13 protein-coding genes are annotated in these 17,796 nt (G+C 40.8%); 5 read left to right on the forward strand and 8 right to left on the reverse strand.

Translation table 11 applies throughout. The features are described from left to right. Positions 1-8: 8 nt before the first annotated feature. The 5 genes from C727_RS0100210 to C727_RS0100230 all read right to left on the reverse strand — a co-directional run bounded on the left by C727_RS0100210 (position 9) and on the right by C727_RS0100230 (position 8,467). Entirely contained in the window at positions 9-1,733 is a 1,725-nt protein-coding gene (locus C727_RS0100210) for an SLC13 family permease (RefSeq protein ID WP_017443603.1), read from the reverse strand. A gap of 10 nt (positions 1,734-1,743) precedes the next feature. Further along, positions 1,744-3,162: a sulfate adenylyltransferase subunit CysN gene (gene cysN / locus C727_RS0100215; RefSeq protein WP_017443604.1), complete on the reverse strand. Its 1,419-nt coding sequence runs from the start codon at positions 3,160-3,162 to the stop codon at positions 1,744-1,746. An 11-nt stretch (positions 3,163-3,173) separates the two neighbouring features. Then, positions 3,174-4,136 (reverse strand): hypothetical protein, encoded by a 963-nt coding sequence (locus C727_RS0100220; protein ID WP_017443605.1) that lies wholly within the window; start codon positions 4,134-4,136, stop codon positions 3,174-3,176. Between the two features lie 19 nt (positions 4,137-4,155). After that, entirely contained in the window at positions 4,156-5,064 is a 909-nt protein-coding gene (gene cysD, locus C727_RS0100225; protein WP_017443606.1) for a sulfate adenylyltransferase subunit CysD, read from the reverse strand. A gap of 103 nt (positions 5,065-5,167) precedes the next feature. Beyond that, complete coding sequence (locus C727_RS0100230; RefSeq protein ID WP_017443607.1) at positions 5,168-8,467, reverse strand: hybrid sensor histidine kinase/response regulator; 3,300 nt, start codon at positions 8,465-8,467, stop codon at positions 5,168-5,170. A gap of 35 nt (positions 8,468-8,502) precedes the next feature. Between C727_RS0100230 and C727_RS0100235 the strand changes: the two genes are divergently transcribed. The 4 genes from C727_RS0100235 (at position 8,503) to C727_RS0100250 (ending at position 12,651) form a co-directional block, all read left to right on the forward strand. After that, positions 8,503-9,498 (forward strand): methyltransferase, encoded by a 996-nt coding sequence (locus C727_RS0100235; RefSeq protein WP_017443608.1) that lies wholly within the window; start codon positions 8,503-8,505, stop codon positions 9,496-9,498. Positions 9,499-9,623: 125 nt separating this feature from the next. After that, positions 9,624-10,856, forward strand: a complete 1,233-nt coding sequence (gene glgC / locus C727_RS0100240) for a glucose-1-phosphate adenylyltransferase (protein ID WP_017443609.1) — start codon at positions 9,624-9,626, stop codon at positions 10,854-10,856. A 3-nt stretch (positions 10,857-10,859) separates the two neighbouring features. Beyond that, positions 10,860-12,293: a glycogen synthase GlgA gene (glgA, locus tag C727_RS0100245; protein ID WP_017443610.1), complete on the forward strand. Its 1,434-nt coding sequence runs from the start codon at positions 10,860-10,862 to the stop codon at positions 12,291-12,293. Between the two features lie 31 nt (positions 12,294-12,324). Continuing rightward, positions 12,325-12,651, forward strand: coding sequence for a hypothetical protein (locus C727_RS0100250; protein WP_155949139.1), 327 nt, complete (start codon positions 12,325-12,327; stop codon positions 12,649-12,651). Here the strand turns inward: C727_RS0100250 and C727_RS0100255 are convergent. After that, positions 12,620-13,033, reverse strand: a complete 414-nt coding sequence (locus tag C727_RS0100255; protein ID WP_017443612.1) for a DUF3293 domain-containing protein — start codon at positions 13,031-13,033, stop codon at positions 12,620-12,622. The genes C727_RS0100250 and C727_RS0100255 overlap by 32 nt on opposite strands. 357 nt (positions 13,034-13,390) lie before the next feature. Between C727_RS0100255 and arcA the strand changes: the two genes are divergently transcribed. Beyond that, the gene (arcA, locus tag C727_RS0100265) at positions 13,391-14,101 is read left to right on the forward strand and encodes a two-component system response regulator ArcA (protein ID WP_017443614.1); all 711 of its coding nucleotides are present in this window, start codon (positions 13,391-13,393) and stop codon (positions 14,099-14,101) included. Positions 14,102-14,154: 53 nt separating this feature from the next. Here arcA and arcB read toward each other — a convergent pair whose 3' ends face one another. Further along, positions 14,155-16,506: an aerobic respiration two-component sensor histidine kinase ArcB gene (gene arcB / locus C727_RS0100270; RefSeq protein ID WP_017443615.1), complete on the reverse strand. Its 2,352-nt coding sequence runs from the start codon at positions 16,504-16,506 to the stop codon at positions 14,155-14,157. An 89-nt stretch (positions 16,507-16,595) separates the two neighbouring features. After that, on the reverse strand, positions 16,596-17,780 hold the full coding sequence (tuf, locus tag C727_RS0100275) for an elongation factor Tu (protein WP_017443616.1): 1,185 nt from the start codon (positions 17,778-17,780) through the stop codon (positions 16,596-16,598). Between the last annotated feature and the right edge of the window lie 16 nt (positions 17,781-17,796).

The raw sequence follows: 17,796 nt of genomic DNA on the forward strand, positions 1-17,796 counted from the left end.
AGGTCACCTTAAAACGGAAAAAACCAGGGTATTAATAAACTAGATACCAAAATATACATAAAGCTCATTGGCAAACCATAACGGATAAAATCGTTTATTTTATAACCACCCGAGTTAAATACTATTAAATTGGTTTGATAGCCATAGGGGCTTAAAAAGCTCGCACTGGCACCAAATGCCACTGCCATCACAAAGCTCTGGGGGGCCACACCAAAACTTTCTGCTAAACTTAGGGCCAGCGGAAACATCAGTGCTGCAGCCGCATTATTGGTCACTAACTCTGTCAGTATCAGGGTCGCCAATAAAATGCCGATAAATGCGACATAAGCGGGCTGCTGACTAAAACTGGTGTGCAATTGCTCGGCTAATAACTGACTTAAACCACTGCTCATCATGGCATCAGCCAAGGTTAACGCAGCCGTAATAATGAGCCAAAGGTCAAAAGGAAATAAACGTTTAAGCTCGGCCGATTTAGTGACATTTAACGCCACACTGGCGGCAATAAAAAATACCAACCCAGCCAATAAGCTGATCACACCGGTTGCCGCTAATCCAATAACCAGCGCAAAACTGCCAATAATGGCAAAATTCATCTGCTGACTAAGCGGCTGCTCTACCTGTAAATCCGAGACAATGATAAAATGCCGGTCAAGGTTTTTACGGCTTTTAAAGTCGCTACCTGTGGCCAATAATAGGCTATCCCCTTCTTTTAGCACCACTTCACCAAGCTTGCCTGGCACACTTAATCCATTACGTTTTAGACCAACAACGGCAGCGTCAAACATGGCTCTAAACCCTGATACTTTTAGGGTTTTACCATTTAAACTAGAGCCATTTTTTAACACAACTTCAATCAGGTTGTCGCTCATTAAACCGCTGTGCTCAGCAAATAATTTAACGCCTGGCAAACTCTGCAGCTCGTCAATAAATTTTGCTTCACCACTAAATACTAAGCGGTCACCAGTTTCAATGATATGACTCGGTTGCACCGGGCTCAACGATTGCCCACGACGAATAATTTCTACTAAAAAAAAGCTATTGAGGTTTCGTAACCGGTTATCCGACACACTTTTACCCACAAGTGGTGAGCCTGGCATGATTTTTATATCGACAAAATATTGTTTTTGTTTTTCATTTAAATGAATATCCGGCAATCTTTTGTCCATTAACAACATCACTCCGGTGCCAACCACAACCAAAGCTAACCCCACAGGCAAAAAGTCAAAAAAACCAAGTGATGGGTATCCCGCATCCATCCAAAAGCTATTGACGACCATATTGGTCGAGGTGCCAATGAGGGTGCAAGTGCCCCCTAAAATCGCAGCATAGCTGAGCGGCAGTAAGAGTTTAGACGCAGCAACCCGTTTTTGATTTTTAACGGGCCGCAATAACGCGGCTACCACGGCTGTATTGTTTAAAAATGCAGAGGCAAATGCCGTTAACGAAGTGAGTTTTAATAAACTTTTGCGTGGGCTTTGCTCAATAGAGCTACGTGCAAACTGTTTTAATAAAACCGTTCGCTCAAGTGCCCGCGAGGCCAACATTAACGCTAATAGAGTCACGACCCCAGGGTTAACCGCTTTTTCAAGGGCATTATCCAAGCTGGTTAAGTTAAACGCCAACAGGCTGAGTATGGCGCCTGAAAATATATTAACAGGACGCCATCGGGTCAGCACAAGCGCAACGATCGTCGCCACAAAAATGGCTGCGACTGCAGCCTGTGCAAGTGTCATAGGCGGTATATTATTTGTTTAGTTTGTTTAAATCCAGCGCCTGCCAGTGCGGGAAGTGTTTGCGGATCAACTGATTCAACTCAAGCTCAAATTCAGAAAACTCGCTGACTGTGCTCGCCGCACGTTCAGTGGCTTGCATCACCATACCTGCACCGACTGTGATATTACTTAATCGGTCAATGACAATAAACCCACCTAAAGCGCGATTATTATCATAGTTTTCGATGATCACCGGAGCGTTAAATTCAACTTCACAAACCGCAATCTCATTCAGTGACAATTGCTCTCGCGCATCATGTGCTAACGTGTTCACATTGATACCATAGTTGATTTTGGTCACTTGACCGCTGGTGGTTTTGGTGCCGAGTTTAAAATCATACACTTTGCCTACTTGCAGATCGCTTTCATCCATCCATACCAGATGCGCTTTAACCGCTTGCGTCACTGCAGGGGCGTTGTCGCCGGCTGCAATCACATCTCCCCGACTAATGTCGATTTCGTCTTCTAACGTTAAAGTCACTGACATAGGTGCAAAAGCTTCGGCAATTTCACCATCAAAGGTATCAATGCTTTTTACCTTGGAGGTTTTACCAGATGGCATAGCAACAATTTCATCCCCTTTGCGAATGATCCCAGAGGCGATGGTACCGGCAAAACCACGATAGTTTAGGTTTGGACGGTTAACATATTGCACTGGCATGCGGAAGTCGCTTAAGTTGCGGTCTGACGCAATTTGCACACTTTCTAGTGTTTGCATTAGGGTTTCGCCGCTATACCAAGGCGTGTTTTCGCTTTTATTGACGACGTTGTCGCCTTTTAACGCGGATAATGGCACAAAACGAATATCTGGAATATTTAGCTCTTGGGCAAAGTCTAAATAGTCTTCACGAATTTGGTTATAAACCGCTTCGTCATAGTTTTTTAAATCCATTTTGTTAATGGCAACAATAACGTGTTTAATACCCAACAAAGAAACAATAAAACTATGTCGGCGGGTTTGTGTTTTTACCCCTTCACGAGCATCAATTAAGATGATGGCTAAATCACAAGTTGATGCGCCGGTCGCCATATTACGAGTATATTGCTCGTGTCCTGGGGTGTCAGCAATGATGAATTTACGCTTAGAGGTTGAAAAATAACGGTAAGCTACGTCAATCGTAATGCCCTGCTCTCGCTCAGATTGCAAACCATCTACTAATAGAGCAAGGTCAACTTCATCCCCTGTCGTACCTGATTTTTTACTGTCTTTGGTGATAGCTGCAAGCTGATCTTCGTAAATCATTTTAGAATCATGCAGCAAACGTCCTATTAAGGTGCTTTTACCATCATCTACACTACCACAAGTTAAAAAACGCAGTAGCTCTTTATTTTCGTGCTCTTTTAAATAAGCGAGTATGTCTTGTTCTATCAGGTCAGATTGATGTGACATGAAAATTCCTCTTATACGGTAAATTGCTGATCAAACTCAGCGATAAATCTGGATAATTCATTGGCTGGCAATTGGTTGATACCTGCTGCCGCTTTTCGTCCGCCGCCAGTTGCAAATTTCATACATAGGGTATCTGCCCCTTCTGCATTGACTTTGGGCGCTCGTACCGATACTAAATAGCTGCCATCTGCCTGCTCTGTTAATACCGCATGCGCCAATTCGCGGGCATCATTGGCTAGTTGGTTGCCCCAAACGCCAGAAACACGTCGCGCCCAAGCTTGGTTCGGTAATAGATATACCTTACCGGCAGCTGAGCTATGCAATTGTTTTGCTGAATCAACCCGCTTCATATCTGCTTGATAGTTGCTAACCAGCTGCTGATATATTTGCGCGTCTTCTGCAATTAATGTCAGCGGATCAGAATAAGCAACCAGCGCCTGATATAAATCAGCTGGATGAATATGCAAGTCGGATTCACAAGCGCCATAACCATTGTAATTTATAGCAATACCCAACATTTTTAAGCTGTCCGTTTGCGCTTGATTCAACCCCTGTTGCTGCGCCAGTGTTTCGGCAGCCACCATCATATTATCGCCAAAAGCGGCTGCAATCGCCCAGTTGGCGTAACGGTTATCTAAATACTGATTAATCAATAAACTGGTACAGGTATCAGCCGCTGTATCAATCAATGCCAACAAGCTAGGGTGCGATGGAATATCGCCAGCAAAATGGTGATCGCAATAAAACACTTGAGCACCACGCTCTAAAATGTTTAACAAAGCTGGTTTATTTTTGTCCATTGAGATATCTAACACAGTAACCCCGTCACCTGGTAGCGGGTTAATCTTTTCGATTAACTTAATATCCCGCTTTACACCTGTGACCAGTTTACTTTGTTTAGGCTCTGCCAATCTCAGCTGGATAAGGGCACACACCCCATCCGCATCACCATTAAAAATGTCGTAATTTTGCACGTTTGCGTCCTGCTTTTGGTTAAAAATAACCTTCGATCTTTTTCTTTTCCATCGACGCTGAAGAGTCACTATCGATGACACGGCCTTGACGTTCAGATGTTGACGTTAACAACATTTCTTGAATAATCTGCGGTAAAGTTTCCGCTTCTGATTCAACCGCCCCTGTCAACGGATAACAGCCTAACGTTCTAAAACGAACTTTTTCCATGGTGGGTGTTTCACCGTCTTTTAATGGCATACGCTCATCGTCGACCATAATTTTAACACCATCACGCTCTACCACTGGGCGCTCTTTTGCATAATATAGTGGCACCAAGTCAATATTTTCTAAGTAGATATATTGCCAAATATCTAACTCAGTCCAGTTTGACAATGGGAATACACGAATACTTTCGCCTTTATCTACTTTGCTGTTATATAAGTTCCATAATTCTGGACGCTGATTTTTTGGATCCCAGCGGTGATTTTTATCACGGAATGAATAAACACGTTCTTTTGCGCGTGATTTTTCTTCATCTCGACGTGCACCACCAAAAGCGGCATCAAAGCCATATTTGTCTAATGCTTGTTTAAGGCCCTGAGTTTTCATGATATCTGTGTGCTTTGCACTACCATGAGTGAAAGGGCTGATGTTCATTGCTAACCCTTCCGGATTTTGATGAACCAATAAATCAAACCCATACTCTTTGGCTAAACGATCTCTAAACTCATACATTTCTTTAAACTTCCACGTGGTATCCACATGCAACAAAGGAAACGGGATTTTAGCCGGGTAAAAGGCTTTACGTGCCAAATGCAATAATACCGATGAGTCTTTACCGATTGAATATAACATTACAGGGTTATCAAATTCGGCAACCACTTCTCGAATGATATGGATGGATTCAGCTTCAAGCTGTTTTAAATGCGTTAATCTATGTTCTGACATGGCGTTCGCTTCTATAGTTGTCACTAAATTTTCATAAAATTATATGCTTAGAATAAACCATTCTAAGTGCCTTCCATAATCAAATTTGTTATTTGATATAACTTTAACTTTGGCTGCTGGTTGTTTTTAGCAGGCGTTCGATTAAATGAAATAATTGACTGGTTTCGATAGGTTTATGAATAAAACCATCGATACCAAATTCTTGCACACTGCTTTCATCAACCAAATCACTGTAGCCTGTCATTATAATGCTTTTGAGTTTAGGATTTAACTCACGCGCTGATTGTAATAATGTCACACCATCTATGCTTGGCATAGTCTGATCGCTAATAATCAGTGCACAGGCTTGAGGGTCAACAGAAAGCTCATCTAACACAGCCTGAGCAGAATAAAACACTCGGCACTGATACTGATTGAGCAAAAGTTTTTCAGAAATAAAGTCAGCCACAGAAGGCTCATCATCGACCAAATAAATCATAGGCGCACTTGCTGCTTTAACCGAAGTCAGCTTTGGCAATTTATTTATATTTTCCTGCGCAACCTGAGTCGCTATCGGCAAATAAACTTTAAACGAAGTGCCTTTGCCTAATTCGCTGCTGACCAACAAGTGTCCGCCCAATTGATGAACCATGCCATGTACAATTGATAGGCCCATACCTGTCCCTTTACCAAGCCCTTTAGTGGTAAAATAGGGATCAAATATTCTCTGTAAACGGGCTTCATCAATCCCTGAGCCCGAATCACTCACTTCAATACATGCCATTTGACCAGTAAAATTTTTCCGGCAGGAAGTACACTGAAACTGACTAACCTGCTCTTGGTAGCTAACCACAGTTAGATGCCCACGGCCCTGCATCGCATCTCGGGCATTAATCATAAGGTTCATTAATATTTGCTGAATTTGTACCGCATCTGTTTTAACAACAACGTCAGAACTGAGCGCTAACTCTGTTTGAATTGAACTCGTCAATAAAGGTTTCACCATGGTAAAGATATCCGATAAAGTGTCATCTAGTGATAAAGGCTTTACCTTGTGCTGATCTTTTCGACTAAATACCATCATCTTGTGGATGAGGTCGCGTGCTTTAACGCCGGCTTGAATAATTTGATTTAAATAACCATCCATTTTTTCCGGCATATTATATTCAATACAGTCTTGGGCCAGTTCAGCATAACCTAATACAGAAGCCAGAATGTTATTAAAGTCATGTGCAATGCCGCCAGTTAACTGCCCTATCGCTTCCATTTTTTGTGCGTGCACCAACTGCTCTTGTAGTTTTCTATTTTCAGCCTCAGCTTCTTTTACATTGGAAATATCAGAGATAGTGCCGGACAAATAAATAAAGCGTCCTTCTTCTCGCACAGCTTGGCCCCGTACACGCAACCAAACATTTTGCTCATTGGTCGCATTTGCTTTAAATTCAACATCAAACCTTTGATTTTTTATTAAATGAGTCTGAATGGCGTACGCAACCTTAGGTAAATGTTCTACCGCAACCGTTTCCTGCCACGACGATTCTGTTAAGGCTTTAGTTTCGGTTTGCGCACTCGGGTACTTCAGCATTTCCCAAAACCGTGAGCTAAAATGTAAACTATCGTCTAACATATTCCACTCAAACGTGGCATCAGCCGTGCCTTCAATCACACGCCGATACCTTTGTTCTCTCTCTCTTAACTCAACTTCTAGTTTGAGTTTTTCTGAAATATCATGAAATAAGTAAACGGCGCCAACCGCTTGTCCGTCACGAATAATAGGATTAACGCGACATTCAGCTGGGAACAATGTTCCTTTGTCTCGTCTAAACCAAAATAAACCAGCGACTGTTCGCCTAGATTTTATCGCTTGCAGGCAAGGCGGAGTCACTTCACTATTATTTTCTATATCGTCTAAAAACTCATACAATTTTAAATTTAAAAGTTGGCCGCTATCAAAATTTAACATCCGTTGGCTGGCGATATTGCATAGGGTTACTCGACCATTCACATCAACACTAACAATGCCATCATGCGCACTTTGTAAAATCAAATCACGATAATCCACTTCAGCTTGCAGTGCTTCTTTGTGCTGCCGTTTATGCTCACTGATATCATTAATTAAGATCAGAGTAGAAAGAAACTTAGTATCATCAAATTGCGGAAAAAAACGTAAATTAAAACATTTGAACTGCACCAAGGTTTGAAAATAAATTTCACATTCTTGCGCTGTTTCAGTGAACCGAGTTTGTTTTAATGCGCTACGGATCTCGCTTTTTTGCACCTCATTGAGTTTTTCAAACAAACCGAGCGGTGTCTGCCTGCCACTTTCAGTCAATTCACCTAAAAACTCAAAACCACCGTACCATTTGATTTTGTTGTCAGCGTCTAGCTCAACGCAGGCGATATTGGCTAAAGCTTGAACATGAGTCAACTGCTTCTGATGCCGGATTAAACTTTGTTGTTTTTCGTTTAACCTATTGCGACTAATTTGTACCGCTATAATTAATCCTAAGATAACGACCAGTGTGGTGGCACATAAGCCGAGAATAGCCCGCCAGATAGGCTGCACATCTTGATCAAATTGATGTTGAGAATATTGAGCCACCACACCTAACTGGCTATCTGGGTGCCAACTACTGGCGTAAACTAAATCATCGGCTTGATCACTGACCCCAGAGTTTGCCACCCCAGCAAGCGATAACCCCTGTAAATTTACCCGACTCCAGGCGCCTGAATCCGATAACAAAATATTGCCTGTTTCGTCATATAAAACAAACTCAGCATGAGTTGCCACCGCATCTAATAAAAACTTAATTGACAAACTTTGCTCAACCTCGAGCGATAAAATAGCAATAATCTCGCCATCTTGAAAAACAGGAACAGAATACAAAACAGGGATATAAAAACGCGCAAGGCGGTTTTTACTTAAGTAGATGAAATTAGAGCGGCCACGCCGCAATTGTTTTAGCCATAAGTTTCTTTCAGTTTCATTTAGAAAAAAATCCGCTTCACCGGATTCCGCTTGCCAAATTAATTCACCTTCAACAGAAAAAATATAGTTATTTTGATAACGACCTTTGGCCCTTAATCCATTTTCAATAAGAACAGCAAGATAATCCATTTCGCTCGCAACAAGCTGGTCGTTGCTCGTCCGCAACAATAGTTGTTTAGCAAATTCACTTACAATTGCTTGTTCAGTCCACACATTAAGCGCAGCCAGTTCAGTTTGGTTAATCTGATTGATCTGCGACAATAATAATTCACTTTGCACAGCGAGTTGCTGTTTTTTAGCGTCTGACACATAATGCACAGCAATCGAATGTATGATTAATGCAAATGTTAGAATAGCAAAGCCACAAATTAAAAAGCTAACAATTGCCCATTGCTCTAACCTAATTTTATTTAAAATAGAATATAATCCTTGCATTAAACTGATAACATTCCAAAGATAAAAGAATTAATATGTCAAAACCATCACCCGCGAGCCAGTTGTTAGCTCGCCACATCGAAGAGACGAGTCTAGCGAACAGCCTGGTTGTCGACCCACTCAACGCTGAGGATTTTGCTGATAGTGCATTTCGCAATGCAAGTGTTTGGCTTTTTAAAGACATTCGGCACAGTCATCAAGATACTATTAGTTTTCCGCAAACACCAGCCAACCAATATGCAACTGTGATCATCTTTTTTCCCAAAGCGAAAGCAAAGCTAAACTGGTTACTTGCTCAACTGAAAGATAGTTTATCTCAATCGGCGCAAGTTTACATTATTGGCCACAACAAGGGAGGCATCCGGAGTTTACCCAAAATGTCCGTGCCGGCATTGGACAATATGCAAAAAGTTGCTTCGGGAAATCATTGTTTACTCTATCGAGCCTGTTATCAGCCAAACAATGCCGAAAGCAAGGGTTTTAGCTATTTTCCAGTGACCGTTAATCATCAAAGTATTCAGGTGGCCAGCTTACCTGGGGTATTTAGCCATAATGAGTTAGATGAGGGAAGTAAACTTTTACTGCAAAATTTACCTGACAAAATCCAAGGTCATGTACTAGACTTTGCTTGTGGGTGTGGGGTGATTGGCAGCTATATAAAAAAGCTGCACCCAGAAGTTCATTTAACCCAAAGTGATATTGATTGTTTGGCGATATCAGCAACGGCAGAAACTCAGCGTATTAATGACATTTCAGGTCAAAATATCGTTGCTGATGGCTTAACAAAAATTTCATCTAGGTTCAATTGGATTTTTACTAATCCCCCCTTTCACACAGGCTTAAAAATAGACTACCATATTACTGAGGCTTTTATAAAAGGTTGCAAAGATGTTTTATATACGAATGGACGTATTTATCTAGTTGCAAACCGATTTTTAAAATATCCTCAATTATTAAAAAACCACTTCCAGCGGGTTGAAGTGGTCGCTGAGGACAATAAATTTAAAGTTTATTGTGCTTACAATCGTTAACCTATAAAAATCGCAGTACGGACATATAAACTGCTAAAAATACAGGGTTCGGTTAACGGTTTTACCGTAACACTGAGTGCAGTGAAAGTTTCGTTCTGGTTTTTTTCAAATACCAAGGCACGACTATGGCAGGGATCTTATCAATGATTTTAGCTGGCGGCGCAGGCACTCGCTTGTTTCCGCTGACAGAAACGCGTACTAAACCAGCTGTACCATTTGCAGGTCAATATCGACTCATCGACTTTGTTCTTAATAACTTTGTTAATTCTGATTTATTAAAAATTTATGTATTAACTCAGTTTAAGTCACAATCATTAAATATTCATTTAAGGCAAGCTTGGCACTTTTCTGGTCTGACCGATCATTTTATTGACCCCATCCCAGCTCAAATGCGAATGGGTAAACGTTGGTATGAAGGGACAGCTGATGCGATTTATCAAAACCTTCGTCTAATTGAAATTCATGATCCAGATTTAGTTGTTATTTTTGGTAGCGACCACATTTATAAAATGAATGTTCGTCAAATGACTGACTTTCATAAACAAAAACGAGCAGATTTAACAGTAGCGGCTATCCGTGTACCGATTGAAGAAGCTCATCAATTTGGCGTAATTGAAATTGATGACGAAGGACGCATGGTAGGATTTGAAGAAAAACCAGCCAATCCTAAATCTTTACCTGGCAACCCGGATATCGCTCTGATATCTATGGGTAACTACACCTTCTCTCCAGATGTGTTATATCGTTCGTTAAAAGAAGATGCACAGGATGCAAACTCTTCGCACGATTTTGGCAAAAACATCATTCCAAAGCTCATGGCTGATGGAAATGTTTTTGTTTACGATTTTGCCAACAATGAAATTCCAGGCGAACAAGGCGACCCTTTTTATTGGCGTGATGTAGGTACGATAGATTCATACTGGCAGGCTTCGATGGATCTGTTAGACGCAGACAGTGCTTTAGATTTATACAACCCTAAATGGCCAATGCGTACCTACCACCCAACGCTGCCAGCAGCACAAATTTATAGCTGTGATAGTGCCGAACACAATCAAATAAGCGATAGCTCTATTGCATCAGGTTGTGTGATTAAGTGTGCCAAAATTAACAAATCAGTTTTAGGTTACGAAGTCATGGTGGATGAAGGTGCAAGCATCACTGAAAGTGTCATTATGGGTTCAAACAAAATCGGTAAAGGCGTCACACTCCATAGAGCTATTTTAGATAAAAACGTAGAAGTCGCACCAGGCACACAAATTGGTTTAGATCACGATCAAGACGAAAAACGTGGTTTTACTATTTCTAAAAATGGTATTGTCACTGTTCCAAAAGGTACTCGAGTAGGATTTGACGACTAAATAATGAATATACTCTTTGTTTCTTCCGAAGTAGAGGGACTGGCAAAAACCGGCGGTCTTGCCGATGTGGCTAAGGCCCTGCCACTCACCTTCAAACAAGTGGGTCATGATGTTCGCATCGTGACTCCTTTGTATCAAACAAGTCAGAATGTCGAGACTGCGACCACAGTGCTTAAAGATGTGGAAATGCACGCAGGCGCAAGTGTTTACAGCTATAGCGTTAAGATGGTCGAGTTAGAAGGCGTCACTGTATATTTAGTTGACTACCCAGAATATTTTGCCCGTAAAGGTATCTACAGTGATGGTTACGAAGCCTATGATGATAACGGTGAACGCTATGCCTTTTTTAGCATGGCGGCTCTACATTTGGCTCAGTTATTAGAGTTTAAAACTGACGTCATTCACTGTAATGACTGGCACACAGGTTTAATCCCTCTTTATCTCAAAAAACATTGGTATAACAACCCTTATCTGGCAAATGCAAAAACCGTTTTGTCTGTTCACAACGGGGCATTCCAAGGGGTTTTTGATATCAATACTGTGCCCTTTTTAGCACAGAGCGGTATTGACCACTATGACTTACAGCATGGTACTGTTAACTATTTAAAAGTAGCAGTACGGTATGCCAGTAAAATTGTTGCGGTAAGCCCAAGTTATGCACAAGAGTTGCAAACTGACCTTGGCTCTCATCACATGGGTGATTACTTCCGTAGTCGTTCGGCTGATATGTTAGGGATCATCAATGGCTGTGATTATAGTCAGTGGGATCCCGCAAACGATAAGATGATCCCAGCTAATTACACACCCGACAACATGCGTGGCAAAGATTTTTGCAAGTCTAGTTTACAACAACTTGGACACTTGACGGTCGACTCAAAAATCCCACTGATTGGCATGGTGTGTCGTGTTACTGAGCAAAAAGGGTTCGGATACTTGCTGCCTATCTTAGAAAACATTTTTCATCACAATGTTCAGTTTGTAATGATAGGCACTGGCGATCCACATTTGGTGGCGCAACTAAACGCATTAAGTAAAAAACATAGAAACAAGTTCTATTTTATTAATGAGTTTAGCTTAAGTGTCTCTCATCTGATCACAGCAGGTAGCGACTTTTTTATGATGCCATCTTTGTTCGAGCCTTGTGGTTTAAACCAGATGTACTCATTGGCTTACGGCACATTACCAATTGTTAGAGCGGTAGGTGGCTTAAAAGATACCATTACAGATTTAGAAGAAGATCCTAAAAACGGCAATGGTTTTATCTTTTATCGCCCAGATAGTGAAGAATTATTGAACTGTGTTCGCAAAGCATTGTTGTTTTATCATGAATACCCACAAACTTTTAGCCATGTACGACAAAAAGCCATGTTAACACGCTTTGACTGGCATCAATCGGCACTTAAATACGAAGCTCTGTATCAAAGCCTTGTTAACTAGTTTATTTAATTCTAAGTATCGACTTTTTGGTATGCTTGTTTTTGTTACGTCAAGCGGCGGACAAATTCAAGCTCAAGAAGCAGATATCCAGCAATGCATACGTTACCAGCCGGTCACCACCGTCTGCCATCATGCAATGATACGCTCAATAGAAACTGACGATAAGTCTATTAAAAACAAAGCACTTTGCATTTGTTTGAGTGACCTACCAAAAAGTTTGCAAAAAAACCAGCTTGATAAAAGTCAATTGTCAGCGGGTCATCAGCAAGTGCTTTTTTCACTACAACAAAAATATCAAATTAATTCGGATGATTTAATTGAACTAATTACAGGGCAACCGAGCCTTCAGTTAAAATAACACGCTGTGAAAAACTTCCTAAACATATTTCTTGTTGTTGCATTTGGCAAGGTGTTAAATAAAGCTGGTTCGCTTCAACCCAATAAATAGCATTTTGCTGATAGCGATTTCCTAACTCGATGGCGGCTGATTTATCCATGGCGACCAGCCAACTAGGCTCACTATGAGTTCGATTCGGATCACAGCCGACAATGCGTCGGTACGGCACATTTAAACTGTCTATGTCTTTTAACAGGGTTTTGTCTAACATTCGGTTGTGGCCATTAGATAACAGCTCACCACGGGGATTATACGCGGTAATAATCGCCAAACTAAGTTGCTCTGAAACTGATTGCTCTAGCTCAAAAACCACATTTTGATACTTTTGCCACAAGGAAGCCATCCTAAAGTCCTTTGGTTGTCTGTTGAAATAGACGCATGGAACATCTGATTGGACCATGATTGCAAAAAATTGCTGAGATAATGTAGCTTTTGTCAGCTTCGTAGGCAAGCTTATTTTTTAATCAATTTGCGTAATTTAAGTAAGAAAAATTGTCTAAAAAACCCTCTTTTAAAAAAAAACAGCCTAAAACTGAAATTTTTTTACGTTGGGACTTGAAAAATGTTAAAAAAAACACGAAATTGGTCATGAAACCAAAACGTTTACATTGAGTCTTGTATGATGAATAACTATAATCAAACGTAATTTGTTAAATACTCAATTTTTCGTCCTTTTAACTAACAAAAGAATCCTAAGCCAATGCAAACACATAATATTTTAATTGTCGAAGACGAAGCCGTCACACGCAACACTCTAGTGAGTCTATTTGAAGCCGAAGGCTATCAAGTTTTTTCCGCCGAAGACGGTGAAGAAATGCATACTATCCTGAAAAACAACGAGATTAATTTGGTTGTTATGGATATCAACTTACCGGGTAAAAACGGATTAATGTTAGCGCGTGAATTGCGTGATAATAAAAACATGGGCCTTATTTTCTTAACTGGCCGTGACAATGATGTTGACCGTATTTTAGGTTTAGAAATTGGTGCTGATGATTATTTGGTTAAACCCTTTAACCCACGTGAATTAACTATTCGCGCGCGTAATCTGATGAATCGTACTCAAACTGCACCGAATGAGCCAGTTGAAGCCGTGAGCGAATACAAATTTAATGGCTGGGTACTAGACTGTGACAGCCGCTCTTTAGTTTCACCTCAAGGTGAAGCAACCAGATTACCTAAGAGTGAATATCGTGCACTTAAGTTATTGTTAGATAACCCAGGTAAGATATTAACACGTGAGCAATTAATTAAAGAAATGACAGGGCGTGAATTAAAGCCTAATGACCGTACTGTAGATGTGACTATCCGTCGCCTCCGCAAGCACTTTGAAGCGTTACCAGACACGCCTGAAATCATCTCAACCATTCACGGCGAAGGCTATCGCTTTTGCGGTGAAATTGACGAGTGATTTTAGGTCATTAATTTAGGGTTCGCAAAAGCAGCCTAACGGCTGCTTTTCCCTTACTGCTTAGCGCAAGCCAACCAATTTTTTAACTCCTTCAAATCAGCTTCTACAGCATGTTTTAACTGTTCCACTCTATCATCTAAGTTTTCCCACCAGGCTGGTGTATCTGTCAGCTGAATTTGATTAGCAATCGACTGCATGTGTTTTAGCCCCATTGAAGCCGCTGCACCCTTGATTTTATGTGCTTGTTTGCCAATTTCTTCTTTATCTTTAGCACACAAGTTCGACTCTAAAATCATCATATACTCGTCGATCAGATTTTCAAATAAAGCCAAGTTTTGCATCAACTGGTCATGACCTATAGTATCTATCATCTGAATTAAAAAGTCGGTGTCTAACAACTCACTCATGCAATCGTCTAACGACGCTCTATCCGTTTGCAGTGCTTGCTGACTGGTTTCTAACGAATTGTTTTGTTCAAACAAACGATTAAAAACTTTGTTCACACTTTCCATTTTAATCGGTTTTGCGATCACATCAGTCAGCCCTTTATTTAAGTAGTCTTCTCGGGTTTTTATTACATTAGCCGTTAATGCAACAACTGGTGGTAGCGATAGCTGTTCATCTTGCCACTGTTTAAGTACATCAAAACCAGTCATGTCGGGCAATTGAATATCCAGCAGGACAATATCAAATTTACCAACTTTAAAGCTATCAATTGCCTGCTGACCTGATTTAGCAACCACAACACTGTGACCTAATTTTTTTAAGATAGAATTGGCAACTACTATGTTGAGCTCAACATCTTCCACCAATAAAATAGACAGACCGTTGACATTAGACTCTGTGATCTGATCTTGTGGTGGCTCTACCAGATCAAGTTTGAGTGAGACTGAAAAGCTACTACCCTCGTTAATCTCACTATGCACTTCAATTTGACCACCCATAGAGTCGATTAGAATTTTAGAGATTGCCAAGCCTATCCCTGTCCCTGTACCAGCACGTACTTCTTCTCGGTCAACTTGGTAATACATGGTAAAGATATTATCAATTTCTTCTTCTGGTATACCAATACCACTGTCAATAATTTCAAAATCTACCCAAGCAAATGAATTACGAATATGGCATTCAACGTTAAATTCGACATCACCTTTTAAGGTAAATTTCACAGCATTCGCCAGTAAATTCCATAAAACTTGCCGTAAGCGCGTGGGATCTGCACTGACCCAAGTTTGCTCTGGAATATTCGAAGAAAAATTAAAATTAAGGTGTTTTTGCTCGGCCATTAAGCTTGCAACACTATTGAGCTCAAATGCAAAACCTGACAGCTCAACCGGCTCCGGATTAATAGTAAGCTTTTTCCGCTCTATTTTATCCAAGTCGATAATATCATTAAAAATATTACCCAAGGTAACCGCACAAGCAAAAATCGTATTTACATGGTTGTGCTGTTCAGCTGTCAATTTAGAGTCTTTTAAAATTCGGCTGATACCAACAATACCATTAAGTGGAGTACGTAGTTCGTGACTGATCGTTGAAATGAATGAAGTTTTATCTCTACTGGCTTTTTCCAATGCTTCTTGAGCTTTTTGTTTTTCCATGATGTCACGGCCAAAACCCAACAATCCAATCCGTTTACCTTCCTGATTAAAAAATGGCACCTTTTTAATCAAAAATAATTTTTTGTCACCATTTGGGTAAGTTAACCACATATCATAGGTTAAACTTGCATTCGTAGCCAGCACCTCACGATCTGAGGCAACGACCTTTTCTGCGATCTCTTCTGAGTACACTTCCCAAGGTGTTAAACCCACCATTTCTTCTTCAGTTTTACCGGTTAATTCTTCAAACGAACGGTTGCATCCTGAAAAGCGACCACTTTCATCACGGTAGTAGATAATATCAGGCGAGCAATCGAAACATGAACGTAATAACACCGACTGATCATATAAATTTTGTTGCGTTTTCTGACGTTCTTCAATTTGCTGTTTGAGTAACCGAATGGCTTCCTCGCGTTGTAATTCCGCTCTTTTTCGTTCTTCTATCTCAAAGTTTAGTTTTTGTATATTTTGCCGTAAATTTAACGCAGAAGCTTTATCTTGTTTGCGTAGCGCTTCAAGTTGATCAATGACTTGGGTGAGATGTTCGCGTGAACGTTCAAGACGGCGTACCAGCTCCGAAATAAAATAAAGTACCCAAGGCATAGTCAATAAAGTCAACAGCACAGGATCAACATAATCACGTATATCGATTTGTCCGTATAAGAGATAGTTTAAAATAGTGACTTCAGCTATGGTTAAGCTCATCCCCAAAGCTAAAATAACTAAACTGACCCTGACGGTGCCAAAACGATTCACCATACGCGCAACACGCTCTGGCCAAGATAACTTTGCTGATTTTTTTAACATGTGTTTCTCGCTACGCAGATATTCGGCTTATAAACAAAAAAGGCGCCAATCGGCGCCCTTTTAAGCAATTAATCTAAATTAGATTTAGATTAATCCATGATTTTAGCAACAACACCAGCACCAACTGTACGGCCACCTTCACGGATAGCGAAGCGTAAACCTTCGTCCATCGCGATTGGCGCAATCAGTTCTACTACCATTTTGATGTTATCACCTGGCATTACCATTTCTACACCTTCCGGTAATTCAACTGCACCTGTTACGTCAGTTGTACGGAAGTAGAATTGTGGACGGTAACCTTTAAAGAAAGGAGTATGACGACCACCTTCTTCTTTTGATAATACATAAACTTCTGATTCAAACTTAGTGTGTGGCGTGATTGAACCAGGCTTACATAATACTTGACCACGCTCTACGTCGTCACGCTTAGTACCACGTAATAATGCACCAATGTTCTCACCTGCACGACCTTCGTCAAGCAGTTTACGGAACATTTCTACACCTGTACAAGTCGTCTTCTGAGTATCTTTCATACCAACGATTTCGATCTCGTCACCTACGTTGATGATCCCACGCTCTACACGACCTGTGACTACTGTACCACGGCCTGAGATTGAGAATACATCTTCTACTGGCATCAAGAAAGGCTTATCGATGTCACGCTCTGGCTCTGGAATGTATGAATCTAAAGCTTCGCCTAATTCTACAATTTTAGCTTCCCACTGCTCATCGCCTTCTAAAGCTTTTAACGCTGAACCTTGGATTAATGGTAAATCATCACCTGGGAAGTCGTACTCTGAAAGTAACTCACGTACTTCCATTTCTACTAATTCTAACAATTCTTCGTCATCTACCATGTCACATTTGTTCATGAATACGATGATATAAGGTACACCGACCTGACGTGATAACAAGATGTGCTCACGTGTTTGTGGCATAGGACCATCTGCAGCTGATACTACTAAGATAGCACCATCCATTTGCGCAGCACCTGTGATCATGTTTTTAACATAGTCAGCGTGTCCTGGGCAATCTACGTGCGCGTAGTGACGTGATGGTGTGTCATATTCTACGTGTGAAGTAGAAATTGTAATACCACGCTCACGCTCTTCTGGCGCATTATCGATTGATGCGAAATCTTTAGCTTCACCACCGTGTACTTTTGCAAGTACAGTTGTGATTGCTGCTGTTAAAGTTGTTTTACCATGGTCAACGTGACCGATGGTGCCTACGTTAACGTGCGGTTTAGTACGTTCAAATTTTGCTTTAGCCACTTTCAATTACCTTTTT

It is taken from the genome of Gayadomonas joobiniege G7 (assembly GCF_000300815.1).
Lineage (GTDB): Bacteria > Pseudomonadota > Gammaproteobacteria > Enterobacterales > Alteromonadaceae > Catenovulum > Catenovulum joobiniege.

What these genes read in the sequence shown, in the direction of transcription:
- C727_RS0100210 (WP_017443603.1), bottom strand. Translation starts at nt 1,733, where the DNA reads ATGACACTTGCACAGGCTGCAGTCGCAGCCATTTTTGTGGCGACGATC.
- cysN (WP_017443604.1), bottom strand. Translation starts at nt 3,162, where the DNA reads ATGTCACATCAATCTGACCTGATAGAACAAGACATACTCGCTTATTTA.
- cysD (WP_017443606.1), bottom strand. Translation starts at nt 5,064, where the DNA reads ATGTCAGAACATAGATTAACGCATTTAAAACAGCTTGAAGCTGAATCC.
- C727_RS0100230 (WP_017443607.1), bottom strand. Translation starts at nt 8,467, where the DNA reads ATGCAAGGATTATATTCTATTTTAAATAAAATTAGGTTAGAGCAATGG.
- C727_RS0100235 (WP_017443608.1), top strand. Translation starts at nt 8,503, where the DNA reads ATGTCAAAACCATCACCCGCGAGCCAGTTGTTAGCTCGCCACATCGAA.
- glgC (WP_017443609.1), top strand. Translation starts at nt 9,624, where the DNA reads ATGGCAGGGATCTTATCAATGATTTTAGCTGGCGGCGCAGGCACTCGC.
- glgA (WP_017443610.1), top strand. Translation starts at nt 10,860, where the DNA reads ATGAATATACTCTTTGTTTCTTCCGAAGTAGAGGGACTGGCAAAAACC.
- C727_RS0100250 (WP_155949139.1), top strand. Translation starts at nt 12,325, where the DNA reads ATGCTTGTTTTTGTTACGTCAAGCGGCGGACAAATTCAAGCTCAAGAA.
- C727_RS0100255 (WP_017443612.1), bottom strand. Translation starts at nt 13,033, where the DNA reads ATGGCTTCCTTGTGGCAAAAGTATCAAAATGTGGTTTTTGAGCTAGAG.
- arcA (WP_017443614.1), top strand. Translation starts at nt 13,391, where the DNA reads ATGCAAACACATAATATTTTAATTGTCGAAGACGAAGCCGTCACACGC.
- arcB (WP_017443615.1), bottom strand. Translation starts at nt 16,506, where the DNA reads ATGTTAAAAAAATCAGCAAAGTTATCTTGGCCAGAGCGTGTTGCGCGT.